This is a genomic window from Nitrospirillum amazonense, assembly GCF_007828045.1.
Classification (GTDB): domain Bacteria; phylum Pseudomonadota; class Alphaproteobacteria; order Azospirillales; family Azospirillaceae; genus Nitrospirillum; species Nitrospirillum amazonense_C.
Window position 1 is genome coordinate 96967 of record NZ_VITN01000010.1, and the last position, 15931, is coordinate 112897.

The following is a 15931-nucleotide window of genomic DNA, read 5'->3' on the forward strand; positions in this document are numbered from 1 at the left end:
GTCGGGCCATTTTCTTTGGAGGCTCAGATGATGACGCAAGGTGCCGGCCCAACCGCGCGACAGCTGGCGTCCATGGCGGAGGATGTCTGCCGCTACCTGCTGCCCAAGGGGCGCCGCGAGGGGCGATATTGGCAGGTCGGGAATGTCTCGGGCTCCCCGGGTCGTAGCCTCTATGTCCGTCTGGCGGGGCCTCGCGCCGGCAAGTGGGTGGACGCCGCCACCGGTGAGCACGGCGATCTGCTGGACCTGATTGCCCTCAGCCAGGGCCTGTCCCTGCGTGATGCCATCAGGGAGGCGCAAATCCTCCTCCGTCTGCCGCTGACATCCCGCGCGGATGAGTTCACGCAACGCGACACCGGCACGCCGGCATCATGCCGACGCCTGTTCGCGGTGAGCCAGCCGGTGCGGGGGACACTTGCGGCGCGTTACCTGGCCGGCCGGGGAATCGTGCTGGGGCGCGCGGAATCGGCTTTGCGCTTCCATCCGCGTTGCCATCGGCGGGACGGGCCCGAGCGTGTCAGCTTGCCCGCGCTGATCGCGGCGGTGACCGACGATGATGGTCGTTTGACGGGCCTGCACCGCACCTGGTTGGCGCCAGATGGCGGCAAGGCTCCGGTGGATAGTCCACGTCGCGCCATGGGGCAACTGGTGGGCTACGCTGTCCGCTTCGGCGCAGCCGGCCCTGTCATGGCGGCGGGCGAGGGGTTGGAGACCACGCTATCGCTGCGCATGGCCTTCCCGCGATTGCCGGCCGTCGCAGCGCTCTCCGCCTCCCATCTCAGCGCCTGGATCTTTCCTGCCGCGCTCTGCCGGCTCTATGTCGCGTGCGATGCCGATGCGGCGGGCCGGTGGGCCTTGGCCAAGCTCCTGCAGCGTGGCCTCGACGCCGGGCTGGAGGTCCTGCCGCTCCATCCCAGGCTCGACGACTTCAATAGCGACCTGATGGCCTTCGGGTTGGCGGAGCTGCGGGACTGGATCGCATCGCAACTGGCCGGCCGGGACGCGGCAGCTTTCCTGCTGGGGGAATGATCCGCCCGTCAGCAGATCGGGGAGGGGGCGACGGGGCGGCCACAGGGCTGGTGCACCGGCGGCCGGGCCGCGCGAGAGGCGGCCTTCCAGGGTGGGGATCTGCCAGGGCCGGCCGATCCCGCAACGGCCGGATGCCCGGCCGTCCTCCGCTGTCGCTGCGGCCACAAGGGGTGCGGGACCGGCCTGAAGCCCTGGCGAGCGATCCCCGGAAGGCCGCGACTGGCGCGGCCGATCAGCCTCCGGTGACCGTCATGTTCAACCGCCACTCCCGCTCCACCATCCTCACCGAGACCGACCTGCCGACCGATGGCAGCCCGTCCGCCTACCTGCTGGAGGAGCTTCAGCTATACGGCTACCGCCCTTTCCAGGATGAGCCCGACCCGCGTCCCTTGCCGGATGCCGACCAGGCCCGTGCTGAAATCGGCGCCTGCCTGGAGGCCTTGGCCGGCCTGTTGACCGACACCCGGCTAGAGGACGACCTTGATGATCTGCTGTGGGCTTGCGTCAACGTCTTCCACCGTCGTATCGCCACCCTGGATCGCGATCTGGACACCAATGAGCAGGCCCAGCAGCGCAGCCAGCGCGACCAGGACGGCTCGGAAATCCGTTCGGTCGAGCTGGAGCGGCTGACGGCCGACGGCGTCGGCTTGATCGAGCGCCGCAACGCCTTCGAGTTCTTCCGCGACGTCGCCGCCGAAGCCTACGAGACCCTGACGGGCTCCAATTGGCGTCCGCGCCAGGGCTCACAACTGAACCGCCGCACCATGACGGCGGCGATGATCGACAGCCGAGACTTCACCGCCGCCCGCCATCGGGCCGACCATACGTTGCTGCTGCCGCCAGGCCCCAAGGTGGCCTTCACCGGTGGTGTCGACTGCAACGACCATGAGCGCATCTGGGCCGTGCTGGACAAGGTCCGCGCCAAACACCCCGACATGGTGCTGCTGCACGGCGGCGCGCCAAAGGGTGCCGAACGCATCGCCGCCTGCTGGGCCGACCACCGGCAAGTCCCGCAGATCGTCTACAAGCCCGACTGGGCTCGCCACAAGAATGCGGCGCCGTTTAAGCGCAACGACCAGATGCTGGAGGCCATGCCCATTGGGCTGGTGGCGTTTCCTGGCTCCGGCATTTCCCAGAATCTGGCCGATAAGGCGCGGAAGATGGGCATCGCGGTGCGGCGGTTTGGGGCCGGCTGATCGGTACTTATGGGCTGAAGTTAGTTTCGTTCACTATTATAATACCAACGGCACGAGACTATAACTTGTGCCACTGGTATGAGGACATGATGGGGCGTCAACTGCTCGGTGATTCCCATCTCGCGAGGAATTTGTCGCCTCGAAATCGGTCGAGCCGCTGGCGGGTTTGGCTGGCTGGATCATTCAACCCAAAGAAGCGAGCCGCGTTCAAGCCCATTAACTTCGCTGACGGCATGCCCAGTTGTGCGGCCAGGCAGTCCCGCATCTTGGCGACATAATTTTCCGTACAGGAGGCCTGAATCAGAAACATGTAGTCGGTGCCGTACATCAGGCGATCATGGGCGGCCGGATACTGCGCGACTAGTTGGGCGAGGATGGGAATGGCAGAGTTCGGGGGCATCGGTGTGGCGGAACCGGGAGATTGGCATTCCAGGACCCCGTCGAAATCCGCAAGATCGGCGTACAAGTTGGGATAATCTGTGGACGCCAGCATCGCCAGCACTTGATCCGGCCATCGGCTGCCTGCCCTCTTGACGACATCCGTTCTGTAGGGCGCCAGGTCCCAGATGCCGCCACAATGGCTAAGGTTGAGGCGCAGGTTCCTGTAACCGGCGTCGAACACCTTGACCCATGCTGCGGGGGCGCCGCGATGCCCGGCGGCGTCGTTTGGATACCGGCTGAATGAACAGTGCGCCATTACCGGCACATCATGCTTAATGCACCAGTCGTAAAGGTCCTTTAGGGCCTGGTCCAGTTTTTCGGCCCAGTGCGGCCCCAGCGCTTGCAGGCGCCGTGGGTAAGCCGCCTTGTCCGCCGCGGCCGCGTTGCCGATCGGCAGGAACCCCATCACAGGATAAAGTTTGACGCCCATGAAACCGTGCTGAAGGATCGCGTCCTGTACCTTGGCGAACTGCTGTTGCGCCGTGGGCACGCCGCGGCATTGCTCGGCGATTTGCCGCCATGGACAGAAAGAAACGAAGGGGTGAACTGCGTATTTGCGCGGCGTCTCGGTCTGATCGGTCTTGATTCTGGCAATGTAACTCATGACGTTGATTTGATCGGCCAAGGGCGTCACATCCTGGGGATCGGAGGCGGGGGTGGGGTCCGAGGGGTCGTCTGCCCGATGGTCCAGCCAGAAGCTGAAGTCGATCATCGCCGGTGTGATCAGCGCGATGTCCTTGGCGTCGTTCGCGGCGGGTAAGGTCATCAGGCGCCGCACCAGTTCTGTCCGGTAGCCGATCAGCAGCCCGATCATATAGAAGATGCCGGACTGATTGCTGGCGTGCTGTACCACCCCTTGGGCCGCCGCGTCGGCGAGCGCCTCGGGTGTAAGTTTCGCCAGAGGGCTAACGACGTTCGGCTGGAGGGATTTTGTCTCCATTCTTTCGTCGCCGCTCAGGCCCGGGACAGGGTCGCCTGGCTGCAGTTTCGCGACGGCGGCCAGGAAGGAGGTTGCCGATGGAGTGGGGCGTGCAGGCGGCCTGGCGCTGAGGGTGGTTTGCCTCGAGGGGACGATGGCCCGCAACCTGCGCAGCACTTCTGTGGAACGCGGCGTCGGCGTCTGTAGCGCTAGTGCCGCCTGTTTGGCAGACGCAAAGAGCGTCTGGTTGAAGTCCGCAGGGGTGCGGGCTGCGGCGCGGAGCGTGGGCCCTGTGGAAAACGGAGTTATGGTTCCCTGTTTCAAGCCGGCGAGCTCGGCGTCGGCGTCTTGGGTTGCGGCGTCGAGCATGAGCGTGATCATGGTGATCGGCAGGTCAGCGATAGCCGCCGCAAGAGGATATTGCTCAAAAAAGACATGAAGGACAAAACCTGGGATAGGCAAATCACGTGCATTGAAGACGTGGCAGTGAACATCGATGCCTTGTGCCGCTGACGATACGTCCGGCTGGGGTGCTGGTTCTGAACTTCTGCATCCGGCGAGATTTAAAAGAGAGCCGCCCATTATGGCCTGAAGGGTAAGTAATAAGGGTAGACGCATCGCCGCCCGGCGATCTATGCTGATTAGATGATCGCGCGACATTATTGTGATCTCCCGTCTGTTCTTTTGCTCGACAAAGGCCGGGCCAGTGAAACCGATGGAGTATAAACCCTCCACTTAAGATTGAAAATATATACAAAATTGCACCAAAGACGGTAATCCGATTTCCGAAGCGCGATCACTGCATGGAATTATTGCAGGCAACAACGTGGTACCAGCGGCGGTAACACGAGGTTATGAATCGTGCTGCTATAGGATGGGGCGGCGTCCGCAGGAAATTTCCGGGGAAGAAAACGGATCGGAAGTTAATAGGACTCAGCTCTCTGCTGCGCAGGCAAAATATATGGCTCATTATTTGACTATATTGTGATGGAATATTCACTGGGGTAATTATCCGATTTTCGCCATGCTGTTGCGGATAAAATTACGAGACCCAGTGAGTTCTTCTTGATCGGCGTGATCGTTTCTTGGCGCTCACTGGCTTGCATAGGTGATGCCTCGCCCTGCCTTCTCGAAATGCTGGCCCACAGCCCCATCCCCGCTGTCCTCCTGATGGCGTAGAGCCCGCGGCGGCCGCGCCAACCCTCGGGGTTTCGAGAAAATTTCCCCTGCCTGCACCACCCACCTGAAGGATGGGGCCCGGTGCCGGCATTCCTCGCGCGGCAAATTTTCTCCCCCTCGGGTCCTTCACTACGTTGCGGCCCGTCGCGTGCGCTCCGGGTGGCGCGCCCGCCTTTGCGGGCTCTGACGCCGGGGACATCGCGGGGATAGGCCCCGCGCCCCACAGCGAAGGAGACAGATCATGGCCATCACCCTCGGCACCTTCACCAAGCTCGACGACAACAGCTTCACCGGCATCCTCAAGACCCTGAACATCACCGCCAGCCTCACCATCGTGCCCGTGCAGAAGCTGTCGGAGAACGCCCCCGACCATCGCGTCTACGCCGGCAACGGCCAGCGCTACGAGGTCGGCGCCGGTTGGAGCCAGGTCGCCAAATCCAGCGGCGAGACCTACGTGAACCTCAAGATCGGTGCCCCCGAATTCGGGCCCAGCTGGGTTCGCGCCCGCCTGGTCAAGCTGGAGCAGCCCGTCGCCGATGGCCCCACGCACATGGCCCTCTGGGAGCCGCGCGACCGCTGATCCCGGTCTTTCCACAGCCCCGTTCCGGAACCTCCGGGACGGGGCTTTTCCTGTGCTCGGCCGGCCGGGGATCGAAAACCAGGGGGGTGGGTTTTCGAGCGTCCGCAAGCACGCCCCCGCTCGCCATCCTCTGCCCATCTGCGGCGACATCCGCCGCCATCGCTGGAGGAGGAGGGCATGGAGGACGAGGTTGGCCGGGCCGCCAAGGCCAAGAAGGGCAGTCCCTTTCTCAACACCGCGCAGGCCGCCTTTTATGTGGGCCTGTCGCACCGGACGTTGGAGAAGATGCGCCTGAAAGGGGGCGGTCCGCGCTTTCGCAAGCACGGGCGCTACGTGCGTTACCACATCGATGACCTGGATGCTTGGTCGCTGGGGAAGGATGGGGATGTCGCTTCCGACCAGGGAAAAGCGTCATGATCGCCCGTACGATAGCGCGGCATCATCGCCGGCGCCGGCGGCTTGGCCGCTTCATCATCCTGGCCTTCTGCGCCCTGGGGACATGCGGCGTCAGCGGTCCGTCGCTGCTGCACCACCACCCGCTGGTGGTCTGGAATGCCAGCGCCTCTGCGCCCATCGGCCTCTATCGGGTTCGGTCGAATACGCAGTTGATCCGTGGGGACCTGGTCCTGGTTCGCCCTCCGTCGGCAGTGGCGAGCCTGGCCGCTGCGCGCGGCTATGTGCCCGCCGGTGTGCCGCTGATCAAGCGCGTGGCGGCGCTTGCGGGCGACACCGTTTGTGGTGAGCAACGCTCGGTTGCCATCAACGGCGAACCTGTCCCCACGCGTCTGGAGACGGATCGTTTGGGCCGGCCGCTCCCCACTTGGGAAGGCTGCCGGATGCTGCAGGCTGGCGAGCTGTTCTTGCTGATGCGGGACGTGCCGGACTCCTTCGACAGCCGCTATTTCGGGCCCGTGCGCGTGGAGAGCGTGATCGGCCAGCTGGTGCCGCTATGGATCGGTTGAGCCTGGCGGTGGCCGGCGTCGTGATGGTGGTGAGCGCGTCCACATCGGCTGCCAGCCTTGATCAATGGCGGCCGCAGATCTCCGAAGCTGCTCGGCGCTTCGACCTTCCAGCAGGCTGGATCGCAGCGGTCATCGCCGCCGAAAGTGATGGCGATCTGCACGCGCTGTCGTCGAAGGGTGCCATGGGGCTGATGCAACTCATGCCGGCGACCTGGCATGACCTGCAGGGGCTCTATCACCTCGGCGGCGATCCTTTCGACCCTGGCGACAACATTCTCGCCGGCACGGCCTATCTGCGAACGATGTGGGATCGCTTCGGCATGCCATTTACCGCACTCGTTTAGGAGAGTGGATGCGGTCGCCCTGAACCCGTGGGGTGTCACCTCTTCCTTCTCGTAGCCCAGTCGGCGTAGGGCGGCATTCAAGGTTCCGTCGGAGATGGGGCGGGCGGCGGTCCTGATGCCAGGGAACAGGTAGAGGCCGGCTGAGGTGGTCTCGCGATGGTGCCGTAGGAGGGAGACGGCCTGCCGGGGCAGGGGGACCCGGTGGGGGCGACGCATTTTCATGCGGCTGGCCGGGATATCCCACACGGCCCCCTCCAGATCGAATTCCGGCCAGGTGGCTAGGCGCAGTTCCCCCGGGCGTGGGAAGAGCAGTGCCATGAGCTGTAATGCCGTTCGTGTTCCCACCTGCCCCTCAAAGGAATCAACGGTTCGGAGAAGGGCGCCGAAGGCCTTGGGCTCGGTGATAGCGGCCCGTGGGGTCACGGTCGGCCGGATCAAAGCGCCGGCGAGCGGAAGGGTGGGATCGGAGGCTGCCCGGGCGGTGACCATGGCGTAACGGAAGATGCAGCCGATGGTCGACCGGAGGCGGCGGGCGGTCTCGTAGTGGCCGCGGTCTTCCACCAGGCGAAGGACCTTCAGGACGGCCGGAGCGTCGATATCCTTCAGGGGGAGGGCGCCTAGGGAAGGGTAGGTGCTTTCCAGTAGGCGCTTGGTGCGGGTGATAGTGGCGTCGGCGCGCCCCTGCTTCTCAAGGCGGGCGATGTATTCCTGGGCGATTCCCCGGAACGTCTCACCTTCCTCCTCCGCCTTCCGCATCTTCTTGTCGGAGGAGGGATCGATTCCTTCGCGCAGCAGCTGTTTGGCATCGTCGCGGGCCTTGCGGGCATCGCCCAGCGATACGGCTGGGTAGGCGCCGAGGGCGAGGAGCTTCTGCTTGCCGTCGAACCGGTAGGCCAGGCGCCACAGTCGGCCGCCTGTTGGCTGTATCCACAGCTGCAGCCCGCCACCATCCGAAAGCTTCTGGACCTTGGAAGATGGCCGAACCATGCGGCATTTCATGTCGGTGAGAGGCATGGCAATCACCTTTCTGTTGGTATCTCAGGATACCAACAGGGGGCGTGCTCTACCAACAAACATACCAACAATTCCGTACAGCGGCCCTCGTTGGACCATCTGCGCCCGCCTACGCCCCGGTGCGGCGACGTGCTGGAAATTCCATGTAGATCAACGAGATGGTAGCCCATTAGGCAAAGAAAAACCCCCGGAACCTTGCGGTTCCGGGGGCTCTATTGGCTCCCAGGGAGGGACTCGAACCCCCGACCCGGTGGTTAACAGCCACCTGCTCTACCGGCTGAGCTACCTGGGATCAGCGCGCCTGCTTCGTTTTCGTCTGACCGATCAGTCAGCGGCGCTGCGGTGGGCGGTGATATAGCAAAGCGTTTTTGGGATGGGAACCCCTTTGTTTGGCAAAATCGAAAAAAATATGACGGATCCCGGATGGAGAGGGGTGGAAGCGGGGTGCCACCTTCGGGAAAAGCTTGGAAAACAGTCCTTTGCGGGCGTTGGCCGAGGCGGCGGATGATGGCGCATCATCGGATAGGGGGTGAACCCCGGCGCCGTTTCCCGTATCCCTAGGGCTCATGCCTTGTCAGGAATCCGGAAGCGTCATGTCCGCCCCAATGCCAGCCCAGCCGTTCCACGAAAAGAATCCCTGGACCGTGCTGTCGCGCGACCTGCGGTATGAAAACCCGTGGCTGCGGGTGTTCCATCATCAGGTCCTGCGCCCCGACGGCAGCCCCGGTATCTTCGGCACGGTGGAGTTCGCCACCGTGGCGGTGGGCGTCCTGCCCGTGGCGGCCAACGGCGATACCTGGCTGGTGGGGCAATGGCGCTTCGGCGCCGGCCGCTACAGCTGGGAAATGGTGGAGGGTGGCATACCCCTGGCGGGCCCCAAGGCGGTCGGGCCCCTGGCCGGCGCCGCGGAGGAACTGCGGGAGGAGGCGGGCTTGCGCGCCGGCCGCTGGCTGGAAATCCAGCGCATGGACATGTCCAACAGCGTGGGCAACGAACATGCCCATCTTTACCTGGCCTGGGATTTGACCGAGGTGCCGGTAGCGCCGGACGAGACGGAGCAGCTGACCATCCGCCGCCTGCCCCTGCGCGCGGCGCTGGACATGGCGCTGTTGGGCGAGATTCTGGACGCCATGACCATAGCCGCCCTGCTGCGTGTCCGCCTCATGCACCTCGAAGGCACGCTGCCACCCGACCTGGCGCCCCTGGTGGCGGCCGGGTTCGCGGGATAGCGGCTCTACCGCCGTCCCTGCGCCACCGCCGCCATGATGGCGCGGCTGCGGCCGGTGGACAGCAGCGCGTCCACATCCAGGCCCAGGCGGCGGCGCCAGTTCGGCCGCTCCCGGTCCGTGCCCGGCAGGTTCACGGCATCCACCTCACCCGCCAGGTCATCAACCTGCGCCAGCATCAGGGTCGATGGCGCCGCCGTGACGAAGGCATGGATGGCGGCGGCCAGGGTGTCGTCCAGCGGCCCGTCCAAGTCGGCGTCGGGGGCGGTCAGCAGGCCTGCACCGACCAGCTGGTCCAGCAGGCCGCGCTTCTCCTCCCGCCGGGCGGCGCGGGCCTGGGCCTCGGCCGTGTCATCCAGCAGGCCCAGGGCGCGCTTCTCGGCGATGTCGGCGGCCGCCCACCAGCCGGCCAGGGTGGGCAGGTCGTGGGTGGAGACGCAGGCGGCGGCGTTGGCCGGCCAGCGCGCCGGGTCGCGGAAGCGCTCCCCCTCGCGCTCGAACCACAGCACGCGGTAGGACAGGATGCCGGCCTCGCCCAGCCGTTCGCGGAAGCCCTCGGGCACGGTGCCCAGATCCTCCCCCACCACGGCCACGCCGGCCCGCTGGCTTTCCAGCAGCGTGCGCGCCAGCAGCAGATCGAATGGGGCCGCCACGTAGGCGCCGTCGCGGCCGGCGGCCCCCTTGGGCACCCAGAACAGGCGTTTCAGGCCCATGACGTGGTCGATACGGAGCAGGCCGGCATGGCGCATGTTGGCGGCCAATAGTTCCGCGAAGGCGGCGCCGGCATTGGCCTCCTGCGCCAGGGGATTGGGCGGCGGCAGGTTCCACACCTGGCCCTCGGCCGAGAACAGATCCGGCGGCGCGCCGATGGAGGCGTCCAGCGCGAACTCGGCCCTGTTCCCCCAGGTCTCGGCCCCGTCGAAGGCGGCCCCCACCGCCAGGTCGCGGTAAAAGCCCAGTTGCAGCCCGCCCTGGCGCGCGGCCCGGTCGGCGGCGGCCAGCTGGCGGTCGGCCAGCCATTGCAGCCAGAGGGGGAAGTCCATGCCTTCCGGGGCGACGGGGGCGTCAGCCACGCGTGCGGCTTTGGGCCAGCGCGCCCAGGGCCCGGCGTGGACCTCGGCCAAGGCCTCGAACCGGGCGAAGCGCTGCAGGCTTTCGCCGCCTGCGCGCACGAAGGTGGCCAGTTCATCCACCACCGGGTGGCCTGGCTGCCGCCGTGTCAGGTCGCGGAAGCCGGCATGGGCGGCGGCCAGGGCCCGGCGCTTCAGGGCCCAGACCGCTGGATAGTCGATGGCGCGCCGGGCCGACAGCTGGTCCAACGCCGCCCCCTCGGCCGACACCAGGACGGCGGCGGCGCCCGCCGGATCGGCATCGCCCAGGGCAGCCAGGTCGATGTAGAGGGGGTCGAGGAAGCGGCGGTCGGACGGCTGGTAGGGGCTGGCGCGGTCGCGGTCGCCATTGAACAGGGCGTGCAGAGGGTTGATGCCGACGGTAACGGCGCCCAACGCCCCCGCGCCGGCGCCCAGCCGTGCCAGGGTGGTGAAGTCGCCCACGCCCTGGTCGCCCGCCCCGTCGTTACCCGAGCGCCGCAGGGCATAGAGATGGGCGCCGATGCCGAAGCGCGGCGCGCCGGCCAGGGCCGACGGCAGGTGGGCGCGCGGTGGGGCGATCACCAAGGTGGCGGCGATCTCCGGCCGGTTGGCCAGGCATAGCCGATGCACGCCCGCCGGCAAGGCGTCCAGCGTCACCTCCACCGTGGTGCACCGCCGGCCGTCGGGGGCGGTGACGGGCAGGCGCCGGCCGTCCAGTGCCACCTTCAATAGGCGCGCGGTTCCATCCTCCAGCCGCAGCGCCAGGTCCAGCGCCTGGGTGTCGGCGAGGGGTACGACCAGGCGCAGCGCTTGCCCCGCCGTGCCGACCACGGTGCGGGGCAGGGGGCGAAACGTTCCTTCTTCCGACAGCCGCTCCAGCCCGTCGCGGACGGCGCCCAGGGTTTCCGCGTCCAGGCCCATGGCGCCCAGCAGCGCGCGTTTGGTCTGGTCGGGCACGGGGTGGTGGCCACCCATCTCATCCCACCAGTCCGGCGCGATGCCCACGGCGCGGGCGTAGCGGTCCAGCAGGTCGGCCGTGGGTGGGGATTGCCGCCGGCCCTCGTCGGCCGGCTGCTCCGCCAGGACCAACACGCTGCGCGGCCCCACGGGGAAGGGACCGGCGGCGGGGGAGTCGTCGCCATCGCCATCCGCCTCCGCACCGCTATCCAGCACTTGGCGCCAGCCGTGGCCGGCGCGGTTCCAGGGCGGGGTGACGGTCCGTGCTTCCCAGGCGCGGTTGACGATGACCGCCACGCGGTCGATGTCGCCCGTCTCGGCCGGTGCGGCGAAGACCGCGACAAGGGGGCCGTCGCCGTCCCAGCCGCCGCCGGACAGCGCTTGCCCATCGGCGCGCAGCCATTCCACGTCGGGCACGCCGGCGGCATTGGGATCGCCGGTCAGGAAATGGTCGGCGCGCAGGGCCGGGTGCGCCTGCCGCAGGGCGATGGCGCGGCTGGTGAAATCGTACAGGCCGGCGTCGATGGCGCCATGGTCCAGCCAGTTCAGGCGGTTGTCCTGGGCGTAGGCGTTGTTGTTGCCGTCCTGCGAGCGTCCCGCCTCCGCCCCCATGCCCAGCATGGGCGTGCCCCGCGCCACCATCAGCGTGGCGATCAGGGCCCGCATGTCGCGGCGGCGGGCGGCGATCACGGCCGGATCGTCGCTGGGCCCCTCCGCCCCGTGGTTCCAGCTGGCGTTGTCGTCCGTGCCGTCGCGGTTGCGCTCGCCATTGGCCTCATTGTGCTTGGCCTGGTAGCTCACCAAATCGGCCAGGCTGAAGCCATCGTGGGCGACGATGAAATTGACGCTGCGCGAGGGGCGGCGCTTGGCCCCGAACAGGTCGGCGGACCCCGCCAGCCGCGTGGCCAGCGCCCCCAGCTTGTGGCCGTCGCCACGCCAGAAGTGGCGCACGTCGTCGCGGAAGCGGTCGTTCCATTCCCCCCACCCGGCGGGGAAGCCGCCGGGACGGTAGCCGCCGGGGCCGATGTCCCACGGCTCCGCGATCAGTTTCAGATCGCGCAACAGCGGATCCTGGGACAGGGCGGACAGGAAGGCGCCATCGGGGTCGAAGCCGCTGTCCGTCCGCCCCAGGGTGGCGGCCAAGTCGAAGCGGAAGCCGTCCAGGCCGGCCCGGGTCGCCCAGATGCGCAGCGCGTCCAGCGCCAGGCGCATCAGGACCGGCCGCTCGACGGGCAGGGTGTTGCCGCAGCCGGTGTCGTTCACGTAATAGCGTCGGTCATCTGGGCGCAGACGGTAGTAGCTGGCGTTGTCCAGGCCGCGCAGACTGAGGGTGGGGCCCAGTTCGTCGGATTCGGCGGAGTGGTTCAGCACCACGTCCAGAATGACCTCGATGCCGGCGGCATGCAGGGCGGCCACGGCGGCGCGCACCTCCGCCCATCCGCCCGGCGCCAGGCGGGGATCGGGGGCACAGAAGGCGATGGGGTTGTAGCCCCAGGCGTTGCTCAGGCCCAGCGGCGCCAGGTGGCGCTCATCCGCCCAGGCCATGGCCGGCAGGATTTCCAGGGTGGTGACGCCCAGCCGCTTCAGGTAATCCACCGCCGCCGGATGGCCCAGCCCGGCGAAGGTGCCGCGCAGTTCCTCCGGCACCTCGGGATGCAGGGCGGTGTAACCCTTCAGGTGGCATTCGTAGATCACGGTACGGCCCCAGGGCACGCGGGGGCGCGTCACCGGGCCCGGATCGAACGGCCCCTCCACCACCGCCTTGGGCACGAAGGGGGCGCTGTCCACCGTGTCGGCGGCCAAGTCGGCGTCCGGCTCCCCGGGCTTGTGGCCGAACTGGGCGGGATGGGGCAGGAAAGGCCCGTCCAGCCGGGTGGCGTGCGGATCCAGCAGCAGCTTGGCCGGGTTGAAGCGGTGGCCAGCGCGCGGATCGAAGGGGCCATGGGCCCGCAGGCCATAGCGCTGCCCCGCGCGGATGCCCCGCACGAAGCCGTGAAAGATGTCGCCGGTGCGCTCCGTCAGGGCGACGCGGACGGTTTCAGTCGGCGCCTCGCCTTCGGTTCCCGCGTCGAACAGGCACAGCTCGATGGCGGTGGCGTGGGCGGAATAGACGGCGACATTGATGCCGTGCGCCGTCAGGGTGACGCCCAGCGGTTCGGGGGTGCCGGGGCCATCGGCGGGGCGACGGACGCTCACGGTGCGCGGTTCCCCACCAGATCGCGGTACAGGGCGGCGTAGCGGCGGGCCGGATTGCTCCAGGACACATCCGTCGCCATGGCGTTGCGGCGCAGGCGCTTCCACACCGTCTGGTCGGCGTGCAGGGCGGCCGCGCGCTGGATGGCCCCCTCCAGCGCCAGGGTGGTGGTCGGCTGGAAGCGCAGGCCCGTGCCCACGCCGCTGGCCAGCGCCATCTCGTTGGCGTCGATGATGGTGTCGGCTAGGCCGCCGACGCTGGAGACGACGGGGATGGCGCCATAGCGCAGGGCGTACAGCTGGGTCAGACCGCAGGGCTCGAACCGCGAGGGCACGATCAACGCCTCCGTCCCCGCCTGGATCAGATGGGCCAGCGGCTCGTCATAGCCGATGACGCAGCCGATGCGGCCGGGGTGAGCTGCGGCGGCGTTGCGGTAGCCGCGCTCCAGCGCCGCTTCTCCGGCTCCCAGCAGCACCAGCTGGCCGCCGGCGGCGATCAGGGTGGGGATGGCCTCCAGCAGCAGATCCAGGCCCTTCTGCCAGGACAGGCGGCTCACCACGCCGAACAGCAGGGCGTTGGGGTTGGTGGCCAGGCCGAACCGCTCCTGCAAAGCGGCCTTGGCAGCGGCACGGCCCTTCATCTGTCTGGGCGAGAACGGGGCGGGCAGGAAGGGGTCGGCAGCCGGGTCCCAGATGGCGGTGTCGACGCCGTTGATGATGCCGCTCAACTGCCCCGCCCGGGCGCGCAGCAGGCCATCCAGCCCCATGCCGGCGTCGGGTCCCCGGATTTCCTGGGCGTAGGTGGGGGATACGGTGGTGATGCGGTCGGCCAACTGCAGCCCAGCCTTCAGATAGCCCACCGCGCCGTAATACTCGACGCCCTCCATGTTGAAGGCATGCGCCGGCAGGCCCAGGCGGGGCAGCAGCGTCGCCTCGAACTGGCCTTGGAAGGCGAGGTTATGCACTGTCATCACCGTGGCCGGCCGCTGCCAGCCGTCATAGGCCAAGTAGGCCGGGGTCAGGCCGGCCTGCCAGTCATGGGCGTGGACGACGTCGGGCTGGGGCACGCCGCCCCGGCCCAGGCCGATCTCCGCCGCGGCGCGCGCCAATGCCGCGAAGCGCAGGGGATTGTCCTGCCAGTCGCGCCCGTCCGGGCCGATGTAGGGGTTGCCCGACCGGGCATACAGGTGCGGAGCGTCCACCACGATCAGATCCAGGCCGTGGGCCGTGCCGGCCACCAGCCGTGCCGGCCCGCCGAACAGCTCGGCGAAGGCATGCACCTCCCGCCCGTCCTGCAGGGCCTCGGTCACGGCGGGGTAGCCCGGCACCAGGGTGGTGACGGCCACATCCTCGGCCGCCAGCGCCCCGGGCAGGGCCCCCACCACATCCGCCAGCCCCCCGGTCTTGATCAGGGGAAACACCTCCGAGGCGACCGAGAGCACGGAAATCGGCATGGGGCATCAGTCCTTCAGGCGTTCAGGGCAGGCGTTCAGGGCAGGCGTTCAGGGCAGGCGATCAGGGCAGACAGATCAGGGCAGGCGCATCAGGCGAGGCGGTCGATCATGGCTTGGGTGATGAGGCAGGTGCCGCTGGCGCTGCGCCGGAAGCGGCGCGCGTCCTCCTCCGGATCCTCGCCCACCACCAGGCCGGTGGGGATGTGGACGCCGCGATCGACGACGACGTTGGTCAGCCGGGCCGACCGGGCGACATCGACATAGGGCAGCAGCACGGCGTTTTCCACCGAGGAGAAGGAATTGATGCGCACGCCGGTGAACAGCAGCGCCCGCTTCAGCGACGCGCCGGACACGATGCAGCCACCCGATACCAGGGAGGAGATGGCCTGGCCGCGCCGGCCCTCCTCGTCATGGACGAACTTGGCGGGCGGCGTGATCTCGCTGTAGGTCCAGATGGGCCAATCCTGGTCGTAGAGATCCAGGCCCGGCACCAGGTCGGTCAGGTCCAGGTTGGCCTCGGCATAGGCGTCCACCGTGCCCACGTCGCGCCAGTAGGGCTCCGCCTCCGCCGAGGAGCGCACGCAGGAGCGGGAGAAGTGGTGGGCCACTGCCTTACCGTGCTTGACGATGTAGGGGATGATGTCCTTGCCGAAATCGCGGGACGATCCCGGCGTGGCCGCGTCGCGGCGCAGCTGGTCGAACAGGAACTCGGTGTTGAAGACGTAGATGCCCATGGAGGCCAGGCAGCGGTCCGTGGACCCCGGCATGGTGGGCGGATCCTTGGGCTTCTCCACGAAGGAGATGATGCGGTCCTCCGCGTCCACATGCATGACGCCGAAGCCCTTGGCCTCTTCCTTGCTGACCTCGAGACAGCCTACGGTGACATCGGCACCGGAGTCGACGTGCTGCTGCAGCATCAACTCGTAGTCCATCTTGTAGATGTGGTCGCCGGCCAGGATGACCATGTAGCGGGGCTCATAGTCCTGGATGATGTCCAGGTTCTGATAGACGGCGTCGGCCGTGCCCTCATACCAGTGCTCCTCCGACACGCGCTGGGACGCGGGCAGGATGTCGAAGCTCTCGTTCCGTTCCGGGCGAAAGAAGTTCCAGCCGTGCTGCAGGTGCCGGATGAGGCTATGCGCCTTGTACTGCGTGGCGACGCCGATGCGGCGGATGCCGGAGTTCAGGGCGTTGGACAGGGCGAAGTCGATGATGCGCGACTTGCCGCCGAAATAGACCGCCGGCTTGGCCCGTCGGTCGGTCAACTCCATCAGGCGCGACCCGCGCCCGCCCGCCAGCACATAGGCCATGGCGTGTCGGGCGAGGGGACCGCGGCCGGCGTGACG

General features: G+C 67.6%; 10 protein-coding genes, 1 tRNA gene and 2 pseudogenes. 7 read left to right on the top strand and 6 right to left on the bottom strand.

Translation table 11 applies throughout. The features are described 5' to 3' along the window. Nucleotides 1-27 precede the first annotated feature (27 nt). A complete protein-coding gene (locus tag FBZ89_RS16770) occupies nucleotides 28-1029 on the top strand; it encodes a DUF7146 domain-containing protein (protein WP_246172278.1) in 1002 nt (333 codons plus the stop codon). A gap of 251 nt (nucleotides 1030-1280) precedes the next feature. Next, complete coding sequence (locus FBZ89_RS16775) at nucleotides 1281-2225, top strand: DUF2493 domain-containing protein (RefSeq protein WP_145751043.1); 945 nt, start codon at nucleotides 1281-1283, stop codon at nucleotides 2223-2225. A gap of 97 nt (nucleotides 2226-2322) precedes the next feature. On the opposite strand, the gene FBZ89_RS16780 is transcribed toward FBZ89_RS16775, so the two are convergent. After that, complete coding sequence (locus FBZ89_RS16780) at nucleotides 2323-4245, bottom strand: amidohydrolase family protein (protein WP_145751044.1); 1923 nt, start codon at nucleotides 4243-4245, stop codon at nucleotides 2323-2325. Between the two features lie 760 nt (nucleotides 4246-5005). Between FBZ89_RS16780 and FBZ89_RS16785 the strand changes: the two genes are divergently transcribed. The 4 genes from FBZ89_RS16785 to FBZ89_RS16800 all read left to right on the top strand — a co-directional run bounded on the left by FBZ89_RS16785 (nucleotide 5006) and on the right by FBZ89_RS16800 (nucleotide 6650). After that, entirely contained in the window at nucleotides 5006-5344 is a 339-nt protein-coding gene (locus tag FBZ89_RS16785) for a DUF736 domain-containing protein (RefSeq protein WP_145751045.1), read from the top strand. Nucleotides 5345-5521: 177 nt separating this feature from the next. Next, nucleotides 5522-5761, top strand: coding sequence for a helix-turn-helix transcriptional regulator (locus FBZ89_RS16790; protein ID WP_145751046.1), 240 nt, complete (start codon nucleotides 5522-5524; stop codon nucleotides 5759-5761). Further along, nucleotides 5758-6306 carry a conjugative transfer signal peptidase TraF gene (gene traF, locus FBZ89_RS16795; protein WP_145751047.1) on the top strand — a complete coding sequence of 183 codons (549 nt, stop codon included), beginning with the start codon at nucleotides 5758-5760 and terminating at the stop codon, nucleotides 6304-6306. Before FBZ89_RS16790 ends, traF begins: the two co-directional genes overlap by 4 nt. A gap of 23 nt (nucleotides 6307-6329) precedes the next feature. Beyond that, nucleotides 6330-6650, top strand: coding sequence for a lytic transglycosylase domain-containing protein (locus FBZ89_RS16800; RefSeq protein ID WP_246172290.1), 321 nt, complete (start codon nucleotides 6330-6332; stop codon nucleotides 6648-6650). Here the strand turns inward: FBZ89_RS16800 and FBZ89_RS16805 are convergent. Further along, nucleotides 6648-7664, bottom strand: a pseudogene (locus FBZ89_RS16805) (tyrosine-type recombinase/integrase); the annotation flags it as partial. The gene FBZ89_RS16800 and the pseudogene FBZ89_RS16805 overlap by 3 nt on opposite strands. A gap of 216 nt (nucleotides 7665-7880) precedes the next feature. Further along, a tRNA-Asn gene (locus FBZ89_RS16810) sits at nucleotides 7881-7956 on the bottom strand. Nucleotides 7957-8257: 301 nt separating this feature from the next. Between FBZ89_RS16810 and FBZ89_RS16815 the strand changes: the two genes are divergently transcribed. Continuing rightward, a complete protein-coding gene (locus FBZ89_RS16815) occupies nucleotides 8258-8893 on the top strand; it encodes an NUDIX hydrolase (protein WP_145751048.1) in 636 nt (211 codons plus the stop codon). Nucleotides 8894-8898: 5 nt separating this feature from the next. Here the strand turns inward: FBZ89_RS16815 and glgX are convergent, their stop codons facing one another. The 3 genes and pseudogenes from glgX to glgC form a co-directional block, all read right to left on the bottom strand. Then, complete coding sequence (gene glgX, locus FBZ89_RS16820; protein WP_145751049.1) at nucleotides 8899-13134, bottom strand: glycogen debranching protein GlgX; 4236 nt, start codon at nucleotides 13132-13134, stop codon at nucleotides 8899-8901. Then, on the bottom strand, nucleotides 13131-14585 hold the full coding sequence (gene glgA, locus FBZ89_RS16825) for a glycogen synthase GlgA (RefSeq protein WP_145751050.1): 1455 nt from the start codon (nucleotides 14583-14585) through the stop codon (nucleotides 13131-13133). Before glgA ends, glgX begins: the two co-directional genes overlap by 4 nt. 89 nt (nucleotides 14586-14674) lie before the next feature. Then, nucleotides 14675-15904 (bottom strand): annotated as a pseudogene (gene glgC, locus FBZ89_RS16830) (glucose-1-phosphate adenylyltransferase); the annotation flags it as partial. Between the last annotated feature and the right edge of the window lie 27 nt (nucleotides 15905-15931).

What these genes read in the sequence shown, in the direction of transcription:
- FBZ89_RS16785 (WP_145751045.1), top strand. Translation starts at nt 5,006, where the DNA reads ATGGCCATCACCCTCGGCACCTTCACCAAGCTCGACGACAACAGCTTC.
- traF (WP_145751047.1), top strand. Translation starts at nt 5,758, where the DNA reads ATGATCGCCCGTACGATAGCGCGGCATCATCGCCGGCGCCGGCGGCTT.
- glgA (WP_145751050.1), bottom strand. Translation starts at nt 14,585, where the DNA reads ATGCCGATTTCCGTGCTCTCGGTCGCCTCGGAGGTGTTTCCCCTGATC.
- FBZ89_RS16775 (WP_145751043.1), top strand. Translation starts at nt 1,281, where the DNA reads ATGTTCAACCGCCACTCCCGCTCCACCATCCTCACCGAGACCGACCTG.
- FBZ89_RS16800 (WP_246172290.1), top strand. Translation starts at nt 6,330, where the DNA reads ATGGTGGTGAGCGCGTCCACATCGGCTGCCAGCCTTGATCAATGGCGG.
- FBZ89_RS16815 (WP_145751048.1), top strand. Translation starts at nt 8,258, where the DNA reads ATGTCCGCCCCAATGCCAGCCCAGCCGTTCCACGAAAAGAATCCCTGG.
- FBZ89_RS16770 (WP_246172278.1), top strand. Translation starts at nt 28, where the DNA reads ATGATGACGCAAGGTGCCGGCCCAACCGCGCGACAGCTGGCGTCCATG.
- FBZ89_RS16790 (WP_145751046.1), top strand. Translation starts at nt 5,522, where the DNA reads ATGGAGGACGAGGTTGGCCGGGCCGCCAAGGCCAAGAAGGGCAGTCCC.
- FBZ89_RS16780 (WP_145751044.1), bottom strand. Translation starts at nt 4,245, where the DNA reads ATGTCGCGCGATCATCTAATCAGCATAGATCGCCGGGCGGCGATGCGT.